Here is a 15,982-nt window from a genome sequence, read left to right as displayed (position 1 = left end):
TCGTTGATGGGTTTTTTCATGGCCTTGAAAAATTTTGTAACATGATTGCTGAATTGTTGCAAAAATTCTTGACAAGTATTGCAGGGGGAGGGTAGAATGAATTTACCCAATATGATAGGGTGTTTATTAAGGAATTGTTATGAAAAAGATCGTACTTGCTACAGCCATCGCTGCACTATCAACCGCTGCATCTGCTCAATACTATGTTCAAGGTGATATTGGTTTGTCAAAGCCTGAATATAAACTTGTGGATGAAGATATCAAATTAAAAGGCAATGATCTAGGTTTTCGTGTCGCCGTTGGTACAGACACTGGCAATGTGCGTTATGAACTAGATTATACCAATTACGGTAAAGCAGACTATTCAGGATCTGGCTCAGAAAGCATGAATGGTATCTCTGCTGATTATAATGAAACACTTGAAGTGAAAGCACAGTCGATTGGTTTGTCGGCTATTTATGATTTTGCATCAATGAATAATTTCACTCCGTATGTCGGTGCTCGCGTTGCTTGGAATAAATTCACGGGTGATGCAATGGGTGATTATAAGATTTATGATTCAGCAACTAACTACATTATTGAGAGCGGATCTTCAAAAGAAGAGATTGTAGATACCGATGAAATTGGCTACGGCGTATTGGCTGGTGTGCAATATACTGTTAGTCCAAAAATGGCGGTAAATGCTGGCGTAGAATACAACTATTTGGGCGAATTTACTGATGCCAAAGCCAATCAATACGGTGCTAAAGTTGGTCTGCGTTATAACTTCTAATCTGACCATTTAGGCGGTATAGCCATCCCAAACCCATCACTCGTTGATGGGTTTTTTGTCAAAAATCACAAAATCAGCTGACATCAGCTTAAAAATCTGTTATAATCCGCGTTTAAGTGCCAATTGGCTTAGGCAAGCTTTAGCAATGCAATGCTTGCCTGAATATCACTGCATTGCTTATTAGGAAATTGTTATGCTAACGAATCAAGATCGTATCGATATCATCGCTAAATACAAGCGCGCTGAAAATGACACTGGCAGCCCAGAAGTGCAAGTAGCACTATTGACTGCTCGTATCAACGACCTACAAGACCACTTCAAAACTCACAAAGCTGACCATCACAGCCGCCGTGGTCTAATCCGTATGGTTAACCAACGCCGTAAGCTACTTGACTACCTAAAAGGTAAAGACCTTAATCGTTATACCGACCTAATCGGTTCACTGGGTCTGCGTCGTTAATTCGCTTTTGTGGCGACAGGTAAGTCCTGTTTACGATAATAAAAAACGGCGTGCTTTTTGCGTGCCGTTTTTTCGTTAATTTTAAGCAAAATTTGGCAGGTATTTAGAACTCTAAGGCATGGCACAAGTTGGATTTCCAATCGGTGTAATGGCTTAGGGCTTTAGATATTGCCAAAGTTCATTCATTAGGAAAAGTTTATGTTTAATACCATTCGTCAAGAATTTCAATATGGCAACCAACAAGTTGTCCTAGAAACTGGCCGTATCGCACGCCAAGCAAACTCAGTGCTTGTGCATATGGGCGGCGTGTCTGTACTGGTTGCTGTGGTTGTGCGTCCAGAAGCTGTTGCTGGCCAAAATTTCTTCCCATTGACCGTCAATTATCAAGAAAAAATGTACGCATCGGGCAAAATCCCAGGTGGCTATGGCAAGCGTGAAGGCCGTGCCAGTGAGTTTGAGACGCTGACATCTCGTTTGATCGACCGTCCAATCCGCCCACTATTCCCAGAAGGCTACTACAACGAAATCCAAATCACCGCCACCACCATCTCATCGGACAAGACCCAAGATGCAGATATCGCAGCGATGATTGGCGCATCAGCGGCATTGGCAATCTCACCTGCGCCATTTAATGGCCCAATCGGTGCCGCTCGCGTCGGCTTTATCAATGGCGAATATGTCCTAAACCCAAATCTGGCACAGATGAAACAAAGTGATCTTGATTTGGTTGTTGCTGGTACCAAATCGGCCGTTTTGATGGTTGAATCTGAAGCGCGTGAACTGTCAGAAGATCAAATGCTGGGTGCAGTACTGTATGGTCATGCACAACAACAAATCGTGATTGATAACATCAATGCCTTTGCTGCAGCTGTTGGCAATGCCAAGCAAGAATTTGTCGCTCCTGCAATTAACGAAGAATTAAACAATGCCCTAAAAGCAGGCTTTACTGACAAAGTGAGCGAAGCTTATACCATCACCGTCAAGCAAGATCGCTATGCTCGCCTAGACGAAATCAAAAACGAAGCCATCGAAGCATTGGCAGGTGACGCTGAGAGCGAAGGCCATGCTGAGCGTGTTGATGACATCAAAGCATTGTTCGAAGAGCTAAAATACCGCACCGTGCGTGACAACATCCTATCAGGCAAACCACGTATTGATGGCCGTGACCTTGAGACTGTGCGCGCATTGGATATCCAAGTGGGTGTATTGCCTTATACACACGGCTCAGCGCTATTTACCCGTGGTGAGACCCAGGCTTTGGTTGTGACCACGCTAGGTACCAGCCGTGATGTAAACTTGGTGGATACTTTGGCAGGCACCAAGCAAGACCACTTCATGCTACACTACAACTTCCCGCATTTCTCAGTGGGTGAGACAGGTCGTGAAGGCGCACCAAAACGCCGTGAGATCGGTCATGGTCGCCTAGCTCGCCGTGGTGTCCAAGCCATGCTACCAGCCGCTGATCGCTTCCCTTATACCATCCGTGTGGTATCAGAAATCACCGAATCAAACGGTTCATCATCGATGGCATCTGTGTGTGGTGCATCACTATCATTGATGGATGCAGGCGTACCGCTAAAAGCACCTGTGGCAGGTATTGCGATGGGTCTGGTCAAAGAAGGCGAGCGTTTTGCCGTACTATCAGACATCTTAGGTGACGAAGACCATCTTGGTGATATGGACTTTAAAGTGGCAGGTACGACCGAAGGCATCACAGCGCTTCAGATGGATATCAAAATCGAAGGCATCACTGCTGACATCATGGAGCAAGCACTTAAGCAAGCACACGCTGGCCGTATCCATATCCTAAAAGCGATGAATGAAGTGATCTCATCAAGCCGCACCGAGATCAATGCACACGCACCAAACTATGCAACCATCAACATCAACCCAGAAAAAATCCGTGATGTGATTGGTAAAGGTGGTGCAACCATCCGCCAGTTGACCGAAGACACTGGTGCGACCATCGACATCGAAGATAACGGCACCATCCGCATCTTTGGCATGGATAAGGCATCGACTCGTGCTGCCATCGCCCAAATCGAAGCCATCACTGCTGAAGTTGAAGTCGGTACGACCTATGAAGGTACTGTGGCTCGCATTGTTGACTTTGGTGCATTTGTGACCATTCTACCGGGTACTGATGGTTTGGTACACATCAGCCAAATCTCTGATGAGCGTGTTGAGAATGTCGCTGACTACCTAAAAGAAGGTCAAGTGGTCAAAGTCCAAGTCCAAGACATCGACAACCGTGGCCGTATCAAGCTGACCATGAAAGGCATTGAGCAATAATTCTTTGCCAATCTTGATCAATCAAAAAACCGCTTTATCGTCGTGATAAAGCGGTTTTTATTGACTTGGTGTTTATAAAATCAATCAACCGCCCCGATGATATGGATGGTTATTGATAATACTCATCGCACGGTACAGCTGCTCCATCAAAATCACCCGCACCAAAGGATGTGGCAGAGTCAGATCAGACATCGACCACTTAAAATCCGCCGCCTGTAGCACATCATCAGCGACACCGTCAGCACCACCGATGACCAAGGCAATATCGGCACCATCTTGCATGGCGATAGAGAGCTTATCGGCAAGCTTTTCGGTGGAGAGCATTTTACCTTTGACTTCCAAGAGCCATAGTAGCTCTTTGGGCTGCTTGGCGTTTAAGATGGTGGCAGCTTCCACCGCTTTGTATTTTTCAATCTCGGCAGGCGACGGGTTTTTGCTGCGTTTGGCGGGAGCAAGTTCAACAAGTTCAACGCTCATCATCGGCTGAATGCGTTTGAAGTACTCTTCAAAGCCAGTCTGCACCCAGTTTGGCATCTTATGCCCGACACTTAAAATTCGTAATTTCATCATTGATTTCCCAAAAATTTGCCAACAGTTTACCCAATTTTCCCCAAAAATTCACCGAAAAAATCATCAATCTATGGCGAAAATGACAAAACTTTGTTATGCTACAATGTGAGCATTGCTGCATGGATGCCATGAGTGATGGGCTGATGCAGCTGTGAGTAATGTCTGTAATATAATCAATGAGGATAAAAAATGACACACGATCCTCGCTTGGATGACAGCGAATATGTGTATGCCGGATTTTGGGTGCGACTGGGTGCGTATGTTGTCGATTCTTTGATCGCCATGCTACTGCTCGCGCCGTTTTATTATTTTGAATATCAGCGCTGGGCGGATGTGCCGATTGAGCAGATGCCTGCTTATACCGTGACTGATTTTGTGCTGACTGTGGTCATTGTGCTATTGGTGGTGTGGCTTTGGGTCAAAAAGGGTGCTACCCCTGGCAAGATGCTGTTTGGTTTACAGATTCGCGATCTTAAGACGGGTCAATTTATTAGTACTCCAAAGGCCTTGCTGCGTTATTTGGTGGGCTACACCATCTCAGCCTTGGTGCTGTGTCTGGGCTTTATTTGGATCGCTTTTGATAAGCGCAAACAAGGCTGGCATGATAAGATCGCTGGCACAGTGGTGGTTAAGCGCATCCGCTGATGGTGCAGTCTGCCAAGAGTGCCAAAACCGCCAAGCGACGGCAGGGCGATGCTTTTGAATGTCAAGCGGTTGAGATATTGCTTGAACAGGGCTACCAGATTGTGGCGACCAATTATACAGCACCCAAGCTTGGCGAGATTGATATTATCGCCACTTGCCAAGTGCTTGAGCGTGGTGTGCTTGTGCCATGCGTGGTGTTCACCGAGGTGCGTAGTCGCAAGGCGTCGGATTTTGGTACTGCGATTGAGAGTATTACCCCTGCCAAGCAAGCCAAAATCTATCGTACTGCTGAGTATTTTTTGGCGAAGCATGAGAGTTATGCCAAGATGGCGACGCGCTTTGATGTGATTGTCTTTGATATCCATCAAGATGGTACAGTCACGCAGGATTGGTTGATATCAGCGTTTTGATTTTAGTTGTTAAAGTTTATAGTCTTTGATAAATGGGAAAGTTGTTATGAAAAAAGTATTTGCCGTATCGATGATTGCTGTGATGAGCATGGGTTTGACTGCGTGTGCCACCAGCGGTGCTGACAGCGTCGGTGCTGATGCGATGGGTCGCACCATTCCTGAGCGCATCAGTGACAGCAGCATTGAGCTGACTGCACGCCGCAACCTTGCCACCATCCCTGGCATCAGCGAGAATAATGTACGCATCGCCATCGACAGCTATCGCCGCGAGGTGCTGTTGACTGGTGAAGTGCCATCTGAACAAATCAAAGTCGAGATCGGCCGCACCATCGAATCGATGAAAGATGTCAATAAGGTGTTTAATTACCTGATCGTCACCGAGACCCCAAAAAGCCAAAGCCATACGGTGCACGAAAACTATCTGCGCTCAAAAATCAATGCGCGCCTACTCACCAATCGCGACATCAAATCCTCACAATATAAAGTCATCGTCCGCGACCGTACCGCCTATGTGATGGGCTATCTGACCCCAGAGCAGCAGACTTATATCTTAGATGCTATCCAAGCCACACCAGGCATGGCGATGGCAGTGACATTGACGACTTTGGTCAGCGACAGCGAGGCGGCAGCGCTACCTGAAGCAGTGAACAGTGCTGTCCCTAGCGACCCATACGGTGGCGTCGCTTCGCAGCCAGATGTGGCCGAGGGCGACTATGCGCTGCAAGAAATCTATCTGCCTGAGGCGAACAATGCTGCACCGCTAAATAGTGCGCCTGTATTTGAGGTGGCTCAGTAAATTTGGACAGACGGCATTAGCGTCCGTTTGTCAATGTCGTCTAACATCCTAGAAAAGCCGATACAAATTGCTGCCATTTTGGCGACATTTTGATGATACATTTTGCTATAATAACAGACCGATAATTTTTGGCGATCTAAGGTCGCGACACTGATGAGAATAAATACATGAATGCACAAGCCTTAATCGAGCTACTTCGCCCACACTTTGCTGATGCCCACATCGATGCGGTCAATGAAGGCAATAAATTTGAGCTGCTTATCGTGGATCATGCCTTTGAGGGTAAGCGATTGGTGGCTCGTCAGCAGATGATTTTTGCTTTGGTCAATGAACATATCCAAAGCGGTGCGATGCACGCCTTGACCATCCATGCATTGACCCCTGCTGAGTATGATGCCCGTAAAGCTTAATTGATTGATAAGAGAAATTCCATGGATAAATTTAAAATCACGGGCAAAAGCCGTATCGCAGGTGAGGTCACTATCTCTGGCTCAAAAAATGCCGCCTTGCCACTATTGGCAGCGATGCTATTGCCAAATGATGAAACCGTACTGCACAATGTACCAACGCTCAAAGACACCGAAACTTTGGTGAAACTGATTGCAGGTACAGGCGTCAACATCAAAAAAGAAGGCAATACCGTCGTGGCCGATGCTCGTACGGTGACCGACTATTATGCACCGTATGAGCTTGTGCGTACGATGCGTGCATCGATTTTGGTGCTTGGCCCATTGCTTGCGCGCTTTGGTGAAGCCGAAGTGTCTCTACCGGGTGGCTGCTCGATTGGCTCTCGTCCTGTGGATCAGCACCTAAAAGCCTTTGAAGCACTCGGTGCGACCATCACGGTTGAGAACGGCTATGTCAAAGCCAAAGCCCCTGCAGGTGGTCGTCTGATTGGCTGTGACTTCAGCTTTGATATGGTGACAGTTGGCGGTACTGAGAATGTCATCATGGCAGCAGCACTTGCTCGTGGCACCACTCGCCTAGAAAACTGTGCGACTGAACCTGAAGTGGTGGATCTTGCCAATATGCTGGTGGCGATGGGTGCGAAGATCAGCGGTATCGGCACGACGACGATGATCATCGAGGGCGTGGATAGTCTGCATGGCTGTGAGTACAGTGTCATCGCTGACCGTATCGAGACAGGTTCATACCTAGCTGGTGCATTGATGAGTGAGGGTGATGTACTAACCAAGAACACATCGGCAGAATTTTTGCACCCAGTGCTCAAGAAATTTGAAGCGATGGGTGCAGTCATCACGACAGGTGATGACTGGATTCGTGCGGTAATGAAAGGCCGCCCAAAGGCGGTGGATATCCGCACCCAAGTACACCCTGGTTTCCCAACGGATATGCAAGCACAGCTGATGGCGGTATGCTGTCTGGCTGAAGGCACGAGCACCATCATTGAAAATATCTTTGAAAATCGCTTTATGCACGTGCCTGAACTACAACGCATGGGTGCCAAAATCCGTGTCGATGGCCATACTGCCATCGTTGAAGGCGTTGAGAAATTCACCCCTGCTCCTGTGATGGCGACCGACTTGCGTGCATCGATGTCGCTTGTGATGGCGGCGGCGTGTGCTGAGGGCGAGAGCATCATTGACCGCATCTACCACATTGACCGTGGCTATGATGATGTGGAGAATAAGCTAAAAGCCTTGGGTGTTAATATCGAACGCATCAAGGGCTAAGATTGCGACGCACCAAGATGATTTGGTGCGTTTTTTCATGATAATGTATAGACAATTATTAAACATTGACACACTGAGAAATTTGTCATGGCTGATCCAATCCAAACCGCTGATTTTGATGGCTTGACCATTGCTTTATCCAAGGGTCGTATCCTAAACGAAACCTTGCCATTGTTTGCCAAAGCTGGCATTGCACCGCTTGAAGATATGGAAAAATCTCGTAAGCTGATTTTTGAGACCACTGATCCATCGGTGCGTTTTTTGATTTTAAGGGCTTCAGATGTGCCGACTTATGTTGAGCATGGGGCGGCTGATATCGGTGTGGCAGGCAAGGATGTGCTGATGGAGTATGATGCACAGGTGTATGAGCTGCTTGACCTTGATATCGCCAAGTGTCGTCTGATGACTGCAGGGATTTCGGGTAAGGCGTTGCCAAATCGCCGCCTGCGTATCGCCACCAAGTATGTCAATGTCGCGCGCGCGTATTTTGCCAGCCGTGGTGAGCAGGTGGATATCATTAAGCTGTATGGCTCGATGGAGCTAGCACCTTTGGTGGGTCTGGGTGATTTGATTGTCGATGTGGTGGATACAGGCAATACTTTGCGTGCCAATGGGCTTGAGCCACTTGAGACCATTTGCCAAGTGTCATCACGTCTGATTGCCAATCCAGTCAGTCATAAGCGAAAACTTGCCAAACTTGAGCCGATTTTACAGATTCTACAAACTGCCGTGAAACAAAACCAATCATAAAGGCAGTCTGATTCATAAGGATAAACGATGAAAAAACTAGATTCAACCAGTGCTGATTTCCAAGATAAATTGGCTGATTTGCTTGCTTTTGAGACGGTGACCGATGCCAATCTAATCACCACTGTTGATGCCATCATCGCTGATGTACGTGCTCGTGGCGATGTCGCAGTGCTTGAGCTGACCCAAAAATTTGACCGCCATCCCGCTCAGAGCATCGATGAGCTATTCATCAGTCAAGATGCACTAAAGGCGGCATTTGATGCACTTGCCCAAGAGGTGCGTACAGCACTTCAGCTGTCTGCTGAGCGTATTTTTGCTTTTCATCAGCATCAAGTCCAAGACGGCTTTCGCTTTAGCGACAGTCTGGGCAATATGCTTGGCCAAAAAATCACTCCGCTTGACAGTGTCGGGATTTATGTCCCTGGTGGCTTGGCAAGCTATCCATCATCGGTGTTGATGAATGCCATTCCTGCCAAGGTCGCAGGTGTGGCGAATATCACGATGGTTGTGCCAGCACCAGATGGGCAGCTCAATCCACTTGTTTTGGCAGCGGCTCACTTGGCAGGCGTGGATACGGTGATTACCATCGGTGGCGCGCAGGCGGTGGCAGCACTTGCTTATGGCACGGCATCGATCGCGAAAGTGGATAAAATCACAGGGCCGGGGAACAAATTTGTCGCTGCAGCCAAGCGAGCGGTATTTGGACAAGTGGGCATCGATATGATCGCAGGGCCGTCAGAGGTGCTGGTCTATGCTGAGGGCGAGGCAGCGGATAATGCGGAGTGGCTTGCGATGGATTTGTTATCCCAAGCTGAGCATGACACCGTGGCGCAGGCGATTTTTGTTACCACCAGTGCTGAGCAATTACAAGCGGTGGAAACAGCGATTGAAACGGCATTGGCACGCTTACCAAAGGCAGACATCGCAAGAGCAGCGCTAAAGAGTCGCGGTGCGTTGATTTTGGTCAAAGACCGTAGTGAGGGCATGGCAGTGATTAATCAGGTCGCACCTGAGCATCTTGAGCTGTCACTGGATGATCCTGAGGCGGTGCTTGATGATATTCGCCACGCAGGTGCGATTTTTATGGGTCGTCATACCCCTGAGGCGATTGGCGATTATTGTGCAGGCAGCAACCATGTATTGCCAACATCGGGCACGGCAAGATTTTCATCACCGCTTGGCGTGTATGATTTTCAAAAGAAATCATCACTGATTTACTGTACCCAGACGGGTGCGGTACCACTTGCCAAGACTGCTGATATTTTGGCCATCGAAGAAAATTTAGAAGCGCACGCATTGTCAGCACGCTATCGCCATCAGGCAAACTGAGCAAGCAACAGCTTTGACCAATAAACAAAAAGGAAACCCCATGACGATTGATACTCGCCTTTGGAGCGACAAGGCAAAAAGCCTGACGCCGTATGTGCCAGGGGAGCAGCCCAAGCATGATAATTTGGTGAAACTTAACACCAACGAAAATCCATTTCCACCCAGTCCACAAGCGGTGGCAGCCATGCAAGCGGTGCTCGCTGATGAAGCGGCGGCACTGCGTCTGTATCCTGAGCCTGAGTCAGATCATCTGCGTGATGCATTGGCGGATTATTATGGTCTTAGTCGCGATGAAGTCTTTGTGGGCAATGGCTCGGATGAAGTGCTGGCACTGGTGTTTGCGTGTTTTTTCAAAAAAACTCGCCCACTGCTGATGCCTGATATCAGCTATAGCTTTTATCCTGTTTATGCCGATACCTTTGGGGTGGATGCCCAAACCGTACCACTCAATGACAGCCTTGGCATTGATATCGATGACTACGACAAGCCGTGCGATGCCATTATCCTGGCCAATCCGAATGCACCGACGGGCAAGCTGCTGCCACTTGATGACATTCGCACGCTTGCCACTCGCCATCCTGATGCGGTCGTGGTCATCGATGAAGCGTATATCGATTATGCCAATGATGTCAAGGCGGCATCAGCAATCGCACTGATTCGTGAATTTGATAATATCGTCGTCACCCAAACTTTCTCAAAATCTCGTGCACTGGCAGGTCTGCGAGTGGGTATGGCATTTGCCAATCCAAGTCTAATCGCAGCTTTGATGGCGATGAAAAATAGCTTTAATAGCTATCCGCTGGATCGTGTGGCGCAAGCAGGGGCGGCGGCCAGCGTGGCAGATTGTGAATATTTTGAGCGTCGTCGCACCGAGGTAATCGAGCTGCGCCATCAGCTGACAGCGGATTTGGCAGCACTTGGTTTTGATGTATTGCCATCGGCGGCGAATTTTGTTTTTGCCACAATCGCAGGTCAAGATGCTGCTGATATCGCTGCCAAACTTCGCAGCAAAGGTGTGATTGTCCGACATTTTAAGCAAGCACGCATCAAAGATTATCTGCGAATCAGTGTCGGCACTGCTGAGCAGAATGCGCGATTGATTGAAGTTTTAAAACAAATTTTATAATTTTTGATATTTTTTCAATCATAGTAATTGACAAATATGGGTGAATTTTTATCATAAATAATGGTAGAATAAATTCATCACAATGGGTCTTGGCGGATGCCAAGATAATATCAGCCGTTTGGCGTGTTTACGCCAAATTCGCCAACAAAGGAAGTCATCATGACCGTAATTAAGCAAGAAGATTTTATTCAAAGTATTGCCGATGCGTTTCAGTTCATCAGTTATTATCATCCGACCGACTACATCGAAGCATTGGTCGAAGCACTAGAAAAAGAAGAAAACCCGGCTGCCAAAGATGCAATGACGCAAATTTTGGTCAATAGCCGTATGTGTGCCGAAGGTCATCGTCCTATTTGCCAAGACACTGGTATTGCAACAGTGTTTTTGAAAGTCGGTATGAATGTTCAGTGGGATGCGACAATGAGTGTTGCTGACATGGTGAACGAAGGCGTACGCCGTGCCTATAACCACCCTGATAATACTTTGCGCGCATCTGTGCTGGCTGACCCAGCGGGCAAACGCGTGAACACCAAAGACAACACCCCTGCGGTCATTCACATGGAAATCGTCGCTGGCGATAAAGTAGAAGTGACCTGTGCGGCCAAAGGCGGTGGCTCTGAGAATAAATCAAAGCTTGCTATGCTAAACCCATCAGACAGCATCGTGGATTGGGTGCTAAAAACCATCCCAACCATGGGCGCAGGCTGGTGTCCACCGGGCATTTTGGGTATTGGTATCGGCGGTACGCCTGAAAAAGCGGCACTACTTGCCAAAGAGTCGCTGATGAGCCATATTGATATCCATGAGCTACAGGCCAAAGCCAAATCAGGCGCAGAGCTAAGCACTGTCGAAGCGCTACGCCTTGAGCTGTACGAAAAAGTCAATGCACTGGGCATCGGTGCACAGGGCTTGGGCGGTCTTACCACTGTTTTGGATGTCAAAATCCTAGACTACCCAACGCACGCTGCGTCTAAGCCGATTGCCATGATTCCAAACTGTGCAGCGACTCGCCATGTGGAGTTTGAGCTGGACGGTTCTGGCCCTGTCGAGCTGACACCGCCAAGCCTAGATGTCTATCCTGATATCACTTATAATCCTGAAAATGGCAAACGCATCAATGTCGATACTCTAACCAAAGAAGAAGTGGCGACGTGGCAGACAGGTGATGTCTTGCTACTCAGTGGTAAGATCTACACTGGCCGTGATGCAGCGCATAAGTGTATGACCGATATGCTCAATAATGGCGAAGCGCTACCAGTGGACTTCACCAATAAGCTGATCTACTATGTCGGCCCTGTCGATCCTGTGCGTGATGAAGTGGTAGGGCCTGCAGGTCCGACGACGGCAACCCGCATGGATAAATTCACTCGTCAGATGCTTGAGCAAACAGGTCTTTTGGGCATGATTGGCAAGTCAGAGCGTGGCGAAGCAGCTTGCCAAGCCATCGCTGATAATAAAGCAGTCTATCTGATGGCAGTGGGCGGCTCAGCTTATCTGGTCTCAAAAGCCATTAAACAAGCCAAAGTCGTGGCATTCCCTGAGCTTGGTATGGAAGCGATTTATGAGTTTGAAGTCAAAGATATGCCAGTGACTGTCGCTGTCGATAGCAGTGGTAGTTCTGTGCACGCCACCGCACCAAAAATCTGGCAAGCCAAAATTGGCAAAATCCCAGTCACTGAAGCTTAATTGATAGGCATTGTCAGCGATATTTTGCTTGATGATGACAAAACACCCAAGTTTATGCTTGGGTGTTTTTTTGTATCAAGCGCTGATGATTTAAGCGACAGATGCGCTTAGTGCCATCTCAACATTACCTGCCACGGCTTTTGAGTACGGGCAGACGGTGTGAGTTTTTTCGACCAAGGCCAGTAGCTCATCTTCGCTAATGTCGGTGTTGGTGGCGACGACATGAATCGCACCAGTCAAGAAGAACTTATCATCGCCTTCTTTATTCAGATCGATGGTCACTTGTACTTCGCTATCAAAGCTTTTGCCAGCGGCTTTTTTGACCAAACCCAATGCCCCATCAAAGCAGGCAGCATAGCCCATGGCGAAAAACTGCTCTGGATTATTGCCATCTTCTTTTGAACCTGGTGAGACCATGTTATAGGTTTTGTCATCATCAGATAATTTGGCGGTGCCGTTGCGAGCGCCGACGACGGATGCGGTGGTGGTGTAGATTTTAGCCATGACAGATTCCTTATGCTTGTTGTTGGATCCATCGCTGAGACAGTCAGCGACTTGTTTTGATTGTAGCAAAAATCGCTGATCAGCCAAGTAAAAAAATGTAGCCTTTTACTTACGCATTTATCAAACTCACCAACAAAAAAAGAGAACCCAAAAGGATTCTCTTTGATTAACCGATAATGATGCAGCGAATGCTGCAAACAATTATTTGGTTTCAGTAGTAGTTGCAGTAGCAGTACCTGCAGCAGCAGCGCCGTCAGCAGCGTCAACAGCAGCGTCAGCAGCTTGTTCAGCAGCAGCTTGTGCGTTTTCAGCAGTAGCTTCAGCTTGTTCTGCAGCTACAGTGTTGCCAGCAGCTTCTTGAGCAACTGCGTCAGCAGCAGCTTGGTTTGCAGTGTCAGCAGCTTGTGCAGCAGTGTCAGCAGCAGCTTGTGCAGTTGAATCTGCAGGTGCAGTGTTTGCAGCAGCTTGTGCGTCAGCAGCAGCTTGGGTAGCTTGTGCAGCAGCTTCTGGAGCTTCTTCAGCTGGCTTTGAGCAAGCAGTTAGAGCTAGAGCAGCGATTAGTGCAGATGCGATTAGTTTAGTTTGCATGATAATCTCCAATTGGGTGGATATTTGACAAAAAATACCTACAGATAGAAGTTGGGTTTTTGATAAAACCAACGATCTGTCCATAGGTCGATACAAATTCGTATCAGTATACAACAATTTAGCACAGATAAAAAGATAATTTGTTCAAAATAACCACAAAGATGTAACAAAATATATCAAAAAATCTGCTTTGCCACTTAAGCAAGCAGCAATAAAATTGCGTTAAGCTTTCGGTGATGCGGTTATGTTAGCACATATTTTTTCATATTACAATCATATGACAGTAATTTTTGTAAACTTGTGAACATGTGTTGCTTTCTAAATAATGCCAAAGCTGATATGCGAAACGATTTAGCTTTGGGCTTTTTTGATCATCTGCTCAAAGAACTCTTCGTTGGTCTTAGAATCTTTGAGTCGCTCAAGCAAAAATTCGGTGGCTTGTGAGTCGTCCATCGGCTGCATCAGCTTACGCAAAATCCATACACGGCGCAGGGTGTCTTCATCAAGTAGGCGCTCTTCACGGCGTGTGCTGGATTTTTTGATATTGATCGCAGGGAAGATGCGGCGTTCGGCCAGATCACGCTCAAGGGTAATTTCTTGGTTGCCTGTGCCTTTAAATTCTTCAAAAATCACGCTGTCCATCTTCGAGCCAGTGTCAATCAGTGCCGTTGAGATGATGGTCAGGCTGCCACCTTCTTCGACATTACGCGCCGCACCAAAAAAACGCTTCGGACGCTCTAGCGCATTGGCATCAACACCACCTGTGAGCACTTTGCCTGATGAAGGAATCACAGTATTATAAGCGCGGGCTAGGCGAGTGATGGAGTCTAGTAGGATGATGACATCTTGTTTGTGTTCAACGAGTCGCTTGGCTTTTTCGATGACCATCTCAGCGACCTGAATATGGCGCTGCGGCGGCTCATCAAAGGTCGATGCGACAACTTCACCACGCACAGTACGCTGCATCTCGGTGACCTCTTCTGGGCGTTCATCGATCAGCAGGACGATCAGATAGCACTCTGGATGATTGCGTGTGATGGATTGGGCGATGGTTTGTAGCAGCACCGTCTTACCTGCCTTGGGTGGGGCGACGATGATGGAGCGCTGACCTTTGCCGATTGGGGCAATCAAGTCAATGATACGACCAGTTAAATCTTCGGTTGTGCCGTTACCTGTTTCAAGTACTAGTTGTTCGGTTGGGAATAGCGGTGTCAAGTTTTCAAAAATCAGCTTGTGACGACTACGATCAGGAGTGTCAAAGTTGATTTCGCTGACCTTAAGCAGTGCAAAATAACGCTCAGAATCTTTGGGCGGGCGGATCTGACCTGCGATGGAGTCGCCTGTTTGTAGGTTAAAGCGGCGGATTTGGCTTGGGCTGACATAGATGTCATCAGGGCCAGCTAGGTACGAGCCTTCAGATGAACGCAAAAAACCAAAGCCGTCAGGCAAAATCTCAAGTACGCCATCACCATAGATGGCTTCGCCGTTACGCGCGTGCGTCTTTAGGATGGCAAAAATGATGTCTTGTTTGCGGCTACGAGCCATATTATCAAGACCCATGGCTTCAGCGATGGCAAGCAGTTCGCCAACGGATTTTCGTTTTAATTCGGTTAGATTCATAGATAGGTAGCGTGTAAGAGTAACGCATCCAGATTGGTGCGGATTGATGAATGGCTTGGGATAAAAAAGAAAAAATGCAATCGAAAGAAGGGGATTGCAGGTGGCATCATATTAAGGGTAAATCACGGCGTTGTCAAGCATTTGTGCATAAAAAGGCGAAATCAATAAAGCCTGTCGTATGCTGACCAAAGGATCACTGATTAGCAGCCAATGAAAAACCCGACTTGATGATCAAATCGGGCAAATCTTAGCAGATGGATTACAGATGCTTATCTAGCAGTGCTGCAAATTCTGATTTTGGACGGCCGCCAACGACCGCTTCAACACGCTCACCGCCTTTGAAAACAAATAGCGTTGGGATGCTGCGGATGCCAAAACGCGCTGCCGATTCTGGGTTGGCATCGACATCGACTTTGACGATTTTGACTTTGCCGGCATAATCATCGGCAAGCTCTTCTAGGATTGGGGCGATTTGACGGCATGGGCCACACCAAGTTGCCCAAAAATCGACCAAAACCACTTCATCAGAACCTAGAACTTCAGCATCAAAGCTGGCATCGGTTGCATTTACGATTGACATAACTTTCTACCTTTTCAAAAAAATCAAAAATATATTGGGTGTAACACATAGATGGTCATGAAGGCGATAAATTTCAAGCCCTACCGCCACCCGTGATGAAAACACGCCTTTTGGCATCAGTCATGCTATAATAACAGGCTTTATCGCCAAAGGCTTGATG

General features: G+C 47.5%; 17 protein-coding genes. 12 read left to right on the top strand and 5 right to left on the bottom strand.

From position 1 onward, the window contains the following. The first annotated feature begins 139 nt into the window (after positions 1 to 139). The 3 genes from B0681_RS02990 (at position 140) to pnp (ending at position 3,524) form a co-directional block, all read left to right on the top strand. Entirely contained in the window at positions 140 to 772 is a 633-nt protein-coding gene (locus B0681_RS02990; RefSeq protein ID WP_078317273.1) for an opacity family porin, read from the top strand. Positions 773 to 965: 193 nt separating this feature from the next. Next, positions 966 to 1,232 carry a 30S ribosomal protein S15 gene (gene rpsO, locus B0681_RS02985; protein ID WP_078317272.1) on the top strand — a complete coding sequence of 89 codons (267 nt, stop codon included), beginning with the start codon at positions 966 to 968 and terminating at the stop codon, positions 1,230 to 1,232. 198 nt (positions 1,233 to 1,430) lie between these two features. Then, positions 1,431 to 3,524: a polyribonucleotide nucleotidyltransferase gene (gene pnp / locus B0681_RS02980; RefSeq protein WP_078317271.1), complete on the top strand. Its 2,094-nt coding sequence runs from the start codon at positions 1,431 to 1,433 to the stop codon at positions 3,522 to 3,524. An 84-nt stretch (positions 3,525 to 3,608) separates the two neighbouring features. Here pnp and rlmH read toward each other — a convergent pair whose 3' ends face one another. Continuing rightward, complete coding sequence (gene rlmH, locus B0681_RS02975) at positions 3,609 to 4,091, bottom strand: 23S rRNA (pseudouridine(1915)-N(3))-methyltransferase RlmH (protein ID WP_078317270.1); 483 nt, start codon at positions 4,089 to 4,091, stop codon at positions 3,609 to 3,611. A gap of 192 nt (positions 4,092 to 4,283) precedes the next feature. Between rlmH and B0681_RS02970 the strand changes: the two genes are divergently transcribed. The 9 genes from B0681_RS02970 (at position 4,284) to B0681_RS02930 (ending at position 12,530) form a co-directional block, all read left to right on the top strand. Continuing rightward, positions 4,284 to 4,739: an RDD family protein gene (locus tag B0681_RS02970; RefSeq protein WP_078317269.1), complete on the top strand. Its 456-nt coding sequence runs from the start codon at positions 4,284 to 4,286 to the stop codon at positions 4,737 to 4,739. Then, positions 4,739 to 5,149: a YraN family protein gene (locus B0681_RS02965; protein ID WP_078317268.1), complete on the top strand. Its 411-nt coding sequence runs from the start codon at positions 4,739 to 4,741 to the stop codon at positions 5,147 to 5,149. The genes B0681_RS02970 and B0681_RS02965 overlap by 1 nt, the downstream gene beginning before the upstream one ends. 46 nt (positions 5,150 to 5,195) lie before the next feature. Continuing rightward, positions 5,196 to 5,945, top strand: coding sequence for a BON domain-containing protein (locus B0681_RS02960; RefSeq protein ID WP_078317267.1), 750 nt, complete (start codon positions 5,196 to 5,198; stop codon positions 5,943 to 5,945). Between the two features lie 167 nt (positions 5,946 to 6,112). Continuing rightward, the gene (locus B0681_RS02955) at positions 6,113 to 6,355 is read left to right on the top strand and encodes a BolA family protein (RefSeq protein WP_078317266.1); all 243 of its coding nucleotides are present in this window, start codon (positions 6,113 to 6,115) and stop codon (positions 6,353 to 6,355) included. Positions 6,356 to 6,376: 21 nt separating this feature from the next. After that, positions 6,377 to 7,639 carry a UDP-N-acetylglucosamine 1-carboxyvinyltransferase gene (murA, locus tag B0681_RS02950; protein WP_078317265.1) on the top strand — a complete coding sequence of 421 codons (1,263 nt, stop codon included), beginning with the start codon at positions 6,377 to 6,379 and terminating at the stop codon, positions 7,637 to 7,639. Positions 7,640 to 7,726: 87 nt separating this feature from the next. After that, complete coding sequence (hisG, locus tag B0681_RS02945; protein WP_078317264.1) at positions 7,727 to 8,389, top strand: ATP phosphoribosyltransferase; 663 nt, start codon at positions 7,727 to 7,729, stop codon at positions 8,387 to 8,389. Between the two features lie 27 nt (positions 8,390 to 8,416). After that, positions 8,417 to 9,718, top strand: a complete 1,302-nt coding sequence (gene hisD / locus B0681_RS02940) for a histidinol dehydrogenase (protein WP_078317263.1) — start codon at positions 8,417 to 8,419, stop codon at positions 9,716 to 9,718. Between the two features lie 40 nt (positions 9,719 to 9,758). Further along, positions 9,759 to 10,844, top strand: coding sequence for a histidinol-phosphate transaminase (gene hisC / locus B0681_RS02935; protein ID WP_078317262.1), 1,086 nt, complete (start codon positions 9,759 to 9,761; stop codon positions 10,842 to 10,844). 156 nt (positions 10,845 to 11,000) lie between these two features. Then, positions 11,001 to 12,530 (top strand): fumarate hydratase, encoded by a 1,530-nt coding sequence (locus B0681_RS02930; RefSeq protein ID WP_456080960.1) that lies wholly within the window; start codon positions 11,001 to 11,003, stop codon positions 12,528 to 12,530. A gap of 90 nt (positions 12,531 to 12,620) precedes the next feature. Here B0681_RS02930 and B0681_RS02925 read toward each other — a convergent pair whose 3' ends face one another. The 4 genes from B0681_RS02925 to trxA form a co-directional block, all read right to left on the bottom strand. After that, positions 12,621 to 13,034, bottom strand: a complete 414-nt coding sequence (locus B0681_RS02925) for an Ohr family peroxiredoxin (RefSeq protein WP_078317260.1) — start codon at positions 13,032 to 13,034, stop codon at positions 12,621 to 12,623. Between the two features lie 201 nt (positions 13,035 to 13,235). Then, positions 13,236 to 13,622: a hypothetical protein gene (locus B0681_RS02920; RefSeq protein WP_078317259.1), complete on the bottom strand. Its 387-nt coding sequence runs from the start codon at positions 13,620 to 13,622 to the stop codon at positions 13,236 to 13,238. A gap of 351 nt (positions 13,623 to 13,973) precedes the next feature. Further along, positions 13,974 to 15,242 carry a transcription termination factor Rho gene (gene rho / locus B0681_RS02915; RefSeq protein WP_078317258.1) on the bottom strand — a complete coding sequence of 423 codons (1,269 nt, stop codon included), beginning with the start codon at positions 15,240 to 15,242 and terminating at the stop codon, positions 13,974 to 13,976. 259 nt (positions 15,243 to 15,501) lie between these two features. Continuing rightward, complete coding sequence (gene trxA / locus B0681_RS02910; RefSeq protein WP_078317257.1) at positions 15,502 to 15,822, bottom strand: thioredoxin; 321 nt, start codon at positions 15,820 to 15,822, stop codon at positions 15,502 to 15,504. Positions 15,823 to 15,982 lie beyond the last annotated feature (160 nt).

Source organism: Moraxella porci DSM 25326 (assembly GCF_002014855.1).
Lineage (GTDB): Bacteria > Pseudomonadota > Gammaproteobacteria > Pseudomonadales > Moraxellaceae > Moraxella > Moraxella porci.
This window is presented reverse-complemented; position numbering and strand designations above follow the sequence as displayed.

What these genes read in the sequence shown, in the direction of transcription:
- B0681_RS02960 (WP_078317267.1), top strand. Translation starts at nt 5,196, where the DNA reads ATGAAAAAAGTATTTGCCGTATCGATGATTGCTGTGATGAGCATGGGT.
- hisD (WP_078317263.1), top strand. Translation starts at nt 8,417, where the DNA reads ATGAAAAAACTAGATTCAACCAGTGCTGATTTCCAAGATAAATTGGCT.
- rpsO (WP_078317272.1), top strand. Translation starts at nt 966, where the DNA reads ATGCTAACGAATCAAGATCGTATCGATATCATCGCTAAATACAAGCGC.
- pnp (WP_078317271.1), top strand. Translation starts at nt 1,431, where the DNA reads ATGTTTAATACCATTCGTCAAGAATTTCAATATGGCAACCAACAAGTT.
- hisG (WP_078317264.1), top strand. Translation starts at nt 7,727, where the DNA reads ATGGCTGATCCAATCCAAACCGCTGATTTTGATGGCTTGACCATTGCT.
- B0681_RS02970 (WP_078317269.1), top strand. Translation starts at nt 4,284, where the DNA reads ATGACACACGATCCTCGCTTGGATGACAGCGAATATGTGTATGCCGGA.
- rho (WP_078317258.1), bottom strand. Translation starts at nt 15,242, where the DNA reads ATGAATCTAACCGAATTAAAACGAAAATCCGTTGGCGAACTGCTTGCC.
- murA (WP_078317265.1), top strand. Translation starts at nt 6,377, where the DNA reads ATGGATAAATTTAAAATCACGGGCAAAAGCCGTATCGCAGGTGAGGTC.
- B0681_RS02990 (WP_078317273.1), top strand. Translation starts at nt 140, where the DNA reads ATGAAAAAGATCGTACTTGCTACAGCCATCGCTGCACTATCAACCGCT.
- B0681_RS02955 (WP_078317266.1), top strand. Translation starts at nt 6,113, where the DNA reads ATGAATGCACAAGCCTTAATCGAGCTACTTCGCCCACACTTTGCTGAT.
- trxA (WP_078317257.1), bottom strand. Translation starts at nt 15,822, where the DNA reads ATGTCAATCGTAAATGCAACCGATGCCAGCTTTGATGCTGAAGTTCTA.
- B0681_RS02920 (WP_078317259.1), bottom strand. Translation starts at nt 13,622, where the DNA reads ATGCAAACTAAACTAATCGCATCTGCACTAATCGCTGCTCTAGCTCTA.
- hisC (WP_078317262.1), top strand. Translation starts at nt 9,759, where the DNA reads ATGACGATTGATACTCGCCTTTGGAGCGACAAGGCAAAAAGCCTGACG.
- B0681_RS02965 (WP_078317268.1), top strand. Translation starts at nt 4,739, where the DNA reads ATGGTGCAGTCTGCCAAGAGTGCCAAAACCGCCAAGCGACGGCAGGGC.
- rlmH (WP_078317270.1), bottom strand. Translation starts at nt 4,091, where the DNA reads ATGAAATTACGAATTTTAAGTGTCGGGCATAAGATGCCAAACTGGGTG.
- B0681_RS02925 (WP_078317260.1), bottom strand. Translation starts at nt 13,034, where the DNA reads ATGGCTAAAATCTACACCACCACCGCATCCGTCGTCGGCGCTCGCAAC.